Source organism: uncultured Campylobacter sp., from assembly GCF_947255105.1.
GTDB lineage: Bacteria > Campylobacterota > Campylobacteria > Campylobacterales > Campylobacteraceae > Campylobacter_B.
Genome location: NZ_CAMYFP010000023.1, coordinates 1 through 6,464, shown reverse-complemented (window position 1 = coordinate 6,464; position 6,464 = coordinate 1). Strand labels below are relative to the sequence as shown.

Here is a 6,464-nt window from a genome sequence, read left to right as displayed (position 1 = left end):
AATGAAAAAGAATTTTTAGTTTGCCCATTTTGCGGACAAGAAGATATAAAATACGGTGCTTCTGTGTGTAGAGGTTGTCAAGCCGAAATACATTATAGTAGAAAATGGCTTGGAACATTTTTTACTGGTATTGTGTTGATTTGTATTGGTTGCTCGTTTAATTCTTGGACTTGGAAGTTAGTGCTTATTGCAATCGGATTGGTATGTATAGCGACTGGCATTATGCTTGCAAAAGATAAAGAGCCATATTTTGTAAGAATAAATAAAACCGACAAAATATAATTTCTTTTTTAAAGTTGCAAATTTAAATATTTGCAACTTTCTGAGTTATCCTAATAATACTTATCAAATCAGAACCGCTTTAAAGATTATCAAAAATATGTTTCAGACAGCTTTTTTATATAAAAACAACAAATAATAATTTATATTTGTTCAAGTTATTTGTTGCATAACAAACATTTTTTGTTTTTTATGGCTATAAACTAAATCAATTTTATTTACAATATCCAATCTCTTCTAAGTAGGCATCGCAAAACTTTTTATCAAGCAAAATATCTATAAAATCATAACTAGGACTGTCTATATCGCTTACTGTAAATTTCACTTTATAGCCACCTACGGCAAAAAACTCGTAGTAATATCTATCTGCGCAATATGTAAAACCTAGGCTCTCTCTTTCTTTTTCTATGGCTTTTTCATCATCTTTAAAATAAATTTCTTTCTTTGCAAGCACTTTATGCGCTATAGTTTTATTTGCTTCGTTGTAAGTAGTGGATTTTAACCTAAATCCGCTCTCTTTGGCGTAAAGCCCCATCCTATCTTCTGATTTTTTAAAAGGTGTTTTTTTGGCTATGCTGATGATATAGGTGCCATAGTTTGGATTGTTGGATAAGGTTACAAATTTGCTTCCTTTATCAAATTCTTCTTTGGCTAGTTTAAGAGATGATTTCATCCATTCATTGATATTATTTGTCCAACTTAGTGCAAATTTTTCGTAGTCTTCTATATATTTGGTTTTTATATTGGGGCTACCATTTTTACACTTTAAAGTGCCTTTTGGTTTTTGAAAAGGTGCGGCGATTAGCTCACTTCCCAAAGGAATAAGCACTTTTGCTGTAAGTTCTACCAAAAGCTCAGCACATCCAGTTAAAGTTGTAAGTGCGATAATTCCAATAAGAAGTGATTTTATCTTTTTCATTTTATCTTCTCTTTGGCATCATTGTTTGACTCATTTTTATACCCGTAAATTTCATATGCTTTTTTGATAGCTTTTGCAGTTTCATATTGGAATAAAAAGTTAGAAAATGAGCGAGAAAAACGAACAAAAATAATTAAAGATATGATTGCACAAACTACATTTATGATAATCTCACCCTTATAAACGCAAATGGAGTAAAGTCCTACTATCGAAGCATAACTTAGATAAATCTTAGCAAATTTATGAAACGCTTTTCCACTTACACAAAAAAGATAAAATAGATAAAACGCCAACAAATACGCACTAAAAATCACAATGTGGCAAATTTCTTTATCTATAAAATAACTTCCGACAAAATTACTAAATAAGAGATGAAAATGAGCTATTTTGGCGTATAGAAATTTAAAAAAATGATCTAAATTTTCCATTATATCTCCCTTAGCCAACTATCAAAATCTATGCTAAGATCAAATATATAAAGTGAGATTGCCAAAGGTAGAAGAGCCACAATGTAGCTCTCGCCTTTAGAGAACATAGTTAAAATAAGCAGTATAAAAACAGCCCAAAAAAGTATAGTTCCAAAGGTATTTGAGCTACTTTTTTGACTAAGTTCTTTTTTGACTACTCTTGCGATACTATCTATTTTTGCCTTTTTTTCTAACTGCTCTTTGGTTAGAGCGGCTTTATCAAGGGATTTTTTTGCTATAAAAGCAAGTCTTGCTTCAAAATTATGTATGGTAAAGTGATGAGTTCCATTGCCTGCATTTGAGTGCTCGCTCCCTGTTGTTTGGAAATATCTCCTACCAAGAAGAGCGTTTGCGCCTAAAATTTTAGCATATATTTTAATGTTTTCTTTTGCGATGTTTGGATCTCCTCTACCTTCAACACAAACGATAAAATTTGATAAATCCACTATCTCATAGCCATTAATATTATCTTTTTCAGTAGATATCACTTCATTTGGAATTTCATAAAAAAAGTTAGTTTCTAGTGTAATATCCTTTGCATAGTAGCCTTTTTTACTAAGCCCAGGCTCAAATTTAACAAAATCGCCCACTTGAAACTCGCCACTAAAATCTTTTTTAGAAAAGTAGTAGTCATTTTCATCCGTGCCACTTATAAATCCATAGCCACCGCTATCAAGGTAAGTTTTTATAACTCCATTCATATTTTTCCTTTACAGTAAAGCCAAATTTATTATTTTAATCTAGGTATTATAACAGCTTCTAATTTTTTAAAATAAAAAAAGCACCTCCCAAAGAAATCAAAACTCTTGCTCTGAATTTGAAGCTTAAAATAGTCTGCCAATATCACAAAAGCAATGATTTCAATAAGAAGTGGTTTTGCTTACTTTAATTTGCTACATTTTATCTAGAATTTGACAACTCTCTTTGTCTCCTAAATAGCAAGCCTTTTTAAAGCTATCAAAAGCTTTTTCATAATCTTCTTCTATGCCAAAAAGCCCCGAATAGTAAAAACTTCCAAAAGCTTTACATCCTGTAGCAAATCCACCATCGCAAGCAATATCAAAATATTTAAGTGCTTTATGTGTGTCTTGTTTTACCCCTTTACCATCCCTATATGCAACACCAAAACTAAAACATCCTCTAGGCTCACCGCCATCGCAAGCCTTACTGAAATAGTTATTGGCTTTTTTATAATCTTGTTTTATCTTATCACCAACATGATATAAGATCCCAAGATTAGTACAACTACCAGCATAGCCTTTATCACAATTCATTATATAATATTCTACTGCTTTGTCATAGTTTTGCTCTAACTCATAGTTCTCTGCGATAGAATGGCATGCGACTAGATTGTCTTTTTGGCAACACATATTTAAATATTCATTCATTTTTTTACTATCTTTTTTTACACCAATACCAGACATATAGGCAAGAGCAAGCTCAAAACAACTATCCATATTTTCTTTTTTACACTCTTTTTCTAATTTGCCAATATCAGGTTTTTCTCTCCTAAACTTCATACCATAGTAAAAAGCACAAGACTGCGAATTTCCATTCTTGCAATCCTGCTTAAAATTGTCTAAGCCAAACCCATTAGCACTTAACACACTACCAAAAACAAAAACTAAAATTCCTAAAATAACTTTTTTCATCTTTTCTCCTTTTTTAAATTTAACCCTTAAATAAAACGTCTATTTTGAAGTTTTATAAAACTAGATTTCCCTCGCCTAACTTGATGAAATTTAAGACATCAACCATTTTATAGTCATCAATCTCATCTTTATCGATAGATATTACTATTTCACTAGAAGTTTTATACATAAAAACTAGCTTTTAGCTCCATCTCTTTTGCATAGTAGCCCTTTTTACCAAGTCCAGGCTCAAATTTAACAAAATCGCCCACTTGAAACTCACCACTAAAATCTTTTTTAGAAAAGTAGTAGTCGTTTTCATCACTGCCACTCATAAAGCCACCGCTATCAAGGTAAGTTTTTATAACTCCATTCATCCTATTCCTTTTTAAAGCTCATCTTAATTCTTCTAAATTAAAAGATGTCTGAGTCCAAATTTCGCCCTTGCCATTGTCAAAAAGCTGGTAATAAAATCTATTTAAATTCACACCGCCAAACATAGCCATCATCTTTTGTGAGGCCTCTCGTTGCTCTAAAAATTTCTTATAATCATCTAAACTCTTAAATCTCTCATCAAAACTTTGCTTTTGTGAAGGTCCGTTAAAACCATCATTTTGCATAGCAAAAAATATTCTCATACCATAATTTGTAATATTTTCGCCAACATAGTTATAAGAGTCAAATTTTTTCCTAGCCTCGTCAAGCGAATTTGCACTCAAATCATAATTAATGTCTATACCACAAACTGAACTTTTTGAAGATGAGTCTAGCTTAATAAGGGATCTTTTTATGGTCGCTACATCGCCAAGTTTTGGCAAAAATTCTTTTACAAATAACTCTGCATCATTACAACTATCTCCTTTAAACATCAAGCACAAAGCCGAAATTTGAGCGTCGCCAGTATCGCAGTCATAAGGTTTCGGCATTACGCTATTTTTCCCAGTAAAAAATTGATAGCCAAAATAAAGAGCCGCTATAACAACAGCACTAAATATAAATTTTTTCATTTTTTCTCCTTTTTAAAATAACATTGCACCTATAGCACCAAAAAGCATGCCTTCAAGGAAAAATGGTATTGCAGTTTGTATAAATCCAAGAGCAATAAAAGCATCACTGTTTTCCATGGCTAATAAAAACTCATCAATATTTCTTGCTCCACTTGTGAAAACCTCATAGCCGGCCACACAAAGTACAACTATGTTTGTTGCGATAAACAGATACAAAAAGCTCCTATTTGGCTTTAAGGCTTCATCATTTTCTAAATTTAGCTTTTCAACAAAGGTCTTACATACTACAAATTTAGCACGACCTCCATACCATATTGGAAAAATTATAAGACTAATAAGCATGTAGGTAAGTATAAAATTGGCTTCATCTCCCGATTTGAGCCCTTTAGAACCTATCCATATTAGCAAAAGAGTAACATAACAAAAGCTTTTAATAGCTCCCCTATATAACAAAAACCACTGCGGTCCTAAAAAACTAGATAAAAACGCTGTCCAACTCCAAGTCGTTTTCTCTTTAAGCTTCTCACCTTTTCCGGTCTTAAAAAACTTCTCGCAAGCCTTTGCATAGCTCTCTACGCTTTTTGAACCGTTTAAATAAATAGATAGCTTTTCTCTTAAAAGCTTAGGATCGCTTAAAATTTGTTTTGAATACTCAGTCACAGTTCCTCCTTTTTTTGTAACTTAATTAAGATTTAACTAAGAAATTATATAAATTCCAAAGTCCAAATTTTGTCTTTTTGCTATTTTATTAGCTAACCAAATGAAAATTTAGTAAGATATTTATATTGATTGGCAATTTTACAATAACTATTCTTATGATTAACTTTTACTATGGTAGATATTACTTTTAATTCTAGAATTTTTAACTCATTGTTTTGTAAAGTTTCTAAAATTTTAGAATTAATCATCTTTTAAATTTTTTGACTTTATAAAAGCCCTACAAAGCTGAATAAAAAATAAAGGCATATAATCTATCTTATAACACTACTTACGACATTTATGAGTGTTTAAATTTAGACTATTAAAACTCTTCATAATAACAATCATCTTTGAACTCAATTGAGTTTTTCTTTCTTGGGCTATATTTGCTTGCCTTAAATTCATAAAAAGCCATTAAGTCAGAGATTAGATGTATTATTTCTCTTGGTAAATATTGTTTTAGTAGATTGATAACAAGGCATAACTGCAATATAAATACTCTTATAAAAACTTTACCATAGGAAATAATAAATGCTTCAATTACCGCAAATCACAACAAAACAAGAAGAGGAGATGTTTCTATCAACTATTGCTAAAAATGTAAAAGAAATCAGATCAAGCAAAGGCATTACCCAACTTGAAGCAGCTCTTGGCATAGGAATGTCATCTCAAGGCTCTTATGCAAACATGGAAAACTGCGCTAAAGATAAGAGATTTAATACCATCCATCTTTTTAAACTTAGTAAACTTTTTGGAGTGGATATAAGAGAGTTTTTTGTCTTACCAGAAGTATTGGGACCAAGTTCTTATCCTAATCATAAAATAGAAATTAACTTCGTAGAAGAAGATGAGTTTGATAGTCCGTATGATACAAAAAAATCTAAAGAGACTAAATCTTAAATTATAATAAATTTTGAAAAATGCTATTCCACTTATAGGCTGAATGTGAGGCAATATTTTTTGTAACTAAGCTGGTTTATGAATCGCTTTACATAAATTCTGTTATTATAGCTTTGAAATTTAGAGCTGCTGCCCTTTTTACGATATTATTCATTGTTATGTTAGAAATAACATTTCCTTCTATATAGCCAAAGGATAAAGCATATCTCAAAATTTGAATGTGTAGTTAAAAAGTTACCGGTTTTATTATTTTATAGGAAATTATATTTTTGATAGTTAAATTTCATAAATTAAGCTAAAGAGAGCTTGAGATTTTCTTAAAATATCTAAAAATCGTGATTAAAAAAGTGAAAGTGAATTGATATAAATGTTTAAAATAAAAATGGTAGCCACTCTTACTCATATCTTGTGAGTTAAATTTGTCTAAGTTTGATAATAGTGTATCTTTGGTGTTTGTATTGTTTGTGTAATTTAGATTTGTATTGTTTAAATTTACATTTTCATCTTTTAAATTTAAAGCTTTATTTAAATAATTACTTAAAATTTCACCTTTTATGTTTGC

At 30.6% G+C, this 6,464-nt stretch carries 10 protein-coding genes; 2 read left to right on the top strand and 8 right to left on the bottom strand.

Translation table 11 applies throughout. The features are described from left to right. On the top strand, positions 1-282 hold a 282-nt coding region (locus tag Q0X52_RS07735), incomplete at its 5' end, for a hypothetical protein (protein ID WP_297576613.1). Between the two features lie 211 nt (positions 283-493). Here Q0X52_RS07735 and Q0X52_RS07730 read toward each other — a convergent pair. From Q0X52_RS07730 to Q0X52_RS07700, 7 genes are all read right to left on the bottom strand, one after another. Next, positions 494-1,198, bottom strand: coding sequence for a hypothetical protein (locus Q0X52_RS07730; protein WP_297576611.1), 705 nt, complete (start codon positions 1,196-1,198; stop codon positions 494-496). After that, a complete protein-coding gene (locus Q0X52_RS07725) occupies positions 1,195-1,626 on the bottom strand; it encodes a hypothetical protein (RefSeq protein WP_297576609.1) in 432 nt (143 codons plus the stop codon). Before Q0X52_RS07725 ends, Q0X52_RS07730 begins: the two co-directional genes overlap by 4 nt. After that, positions 1,626-2,366 (bottom strand): cold-shock protein, encoded by a 741-nt coding sequence (locus Q0X52_RS07720; RefSeq protein ID WP_297576608.1) that lies wholly within the window; start codon positions 2,364-2,366, stop codon positions 1,626-1,628. Before Q0X52_RS07720 ends, Q0X52_RS07725 begins: the two co-directional genes overlap by 1 nt. Before the next feature lie 192 nt (positions 2,367-2,558). Next, positions 2,559-3,317, bottom strand: a complete 759-nt coding sequence (locus tag Q0X52_RS07715; protein ID WP_297576607.1) for a tetratricopeptide repeat protein — start codon at positions 3,315-3,317, stop codon at positions 2,559-2,561. A gap of 161 nt (positions 3,318-3,478) precedes the next feature. After that, positions 3,479-3,673, bottom strand: coding sequence for a hypothetical protein (locus tag Q0X52_RS07710; protein ID WP_297576605.1), 195 nt, complete (start codon positions 3,671-3,673; stop codon positions 3,479-3,481). Positions 3,674-3,691: 18 nt separating this feature from the next. Beyond that, positions 3,692-4,303, bottom strand: coding sequence for a hypothetical protein (locus tag Q0X52_RS07705; RefSeq protein ID WP_297576604.1), 612 nt, complete (start codon positions 4,301-4,303; stop codon positions 3,692-3,694). 12 nt (positions 4,304-4,315) lie between these two features. Further along, on the bottom strand, positions 4,316-4,963 hold the full coding sequence (locus Q0X52_RS07700) for a hypothetical protein (protein WP_297576603.1): 648 nt from the start codon (positions 4,961-4,963) through the stop codon (positions 4,316-4,318). A 570-nt stretch (positions 4,964-5,533) separates the two neighbouring features. Here Q0X52_RS07700 and Q0X52_RS07695 point away from each other — a divergent pair. Continuing rightward, positions 5,534-5,902 (top strand): helix-turn-helix transcriptional regulator, encoded by a 369-nt coding sequence (locus Q0X52_RS07695; RefSeq protein ID WP_367173580.1) that lies wholly within the window; start codon positions 5,534-5,536, stop codon positions 5,900-5,902. A gap of 295 nt (positions 5,903-6,197) precedes the next feature. On the opposite strand, the gene Q0X52_RS07690 is transcribed toward Q0X52_RS07695, so the two are convergent. After that, a partial coding sequence (locus Q0X52_RS07690; protein WP_297576602.1) for a hypothetical protein occupies positions 6,198-6,464 on the bottom strand: 267 nt, incomplete at its 5' end.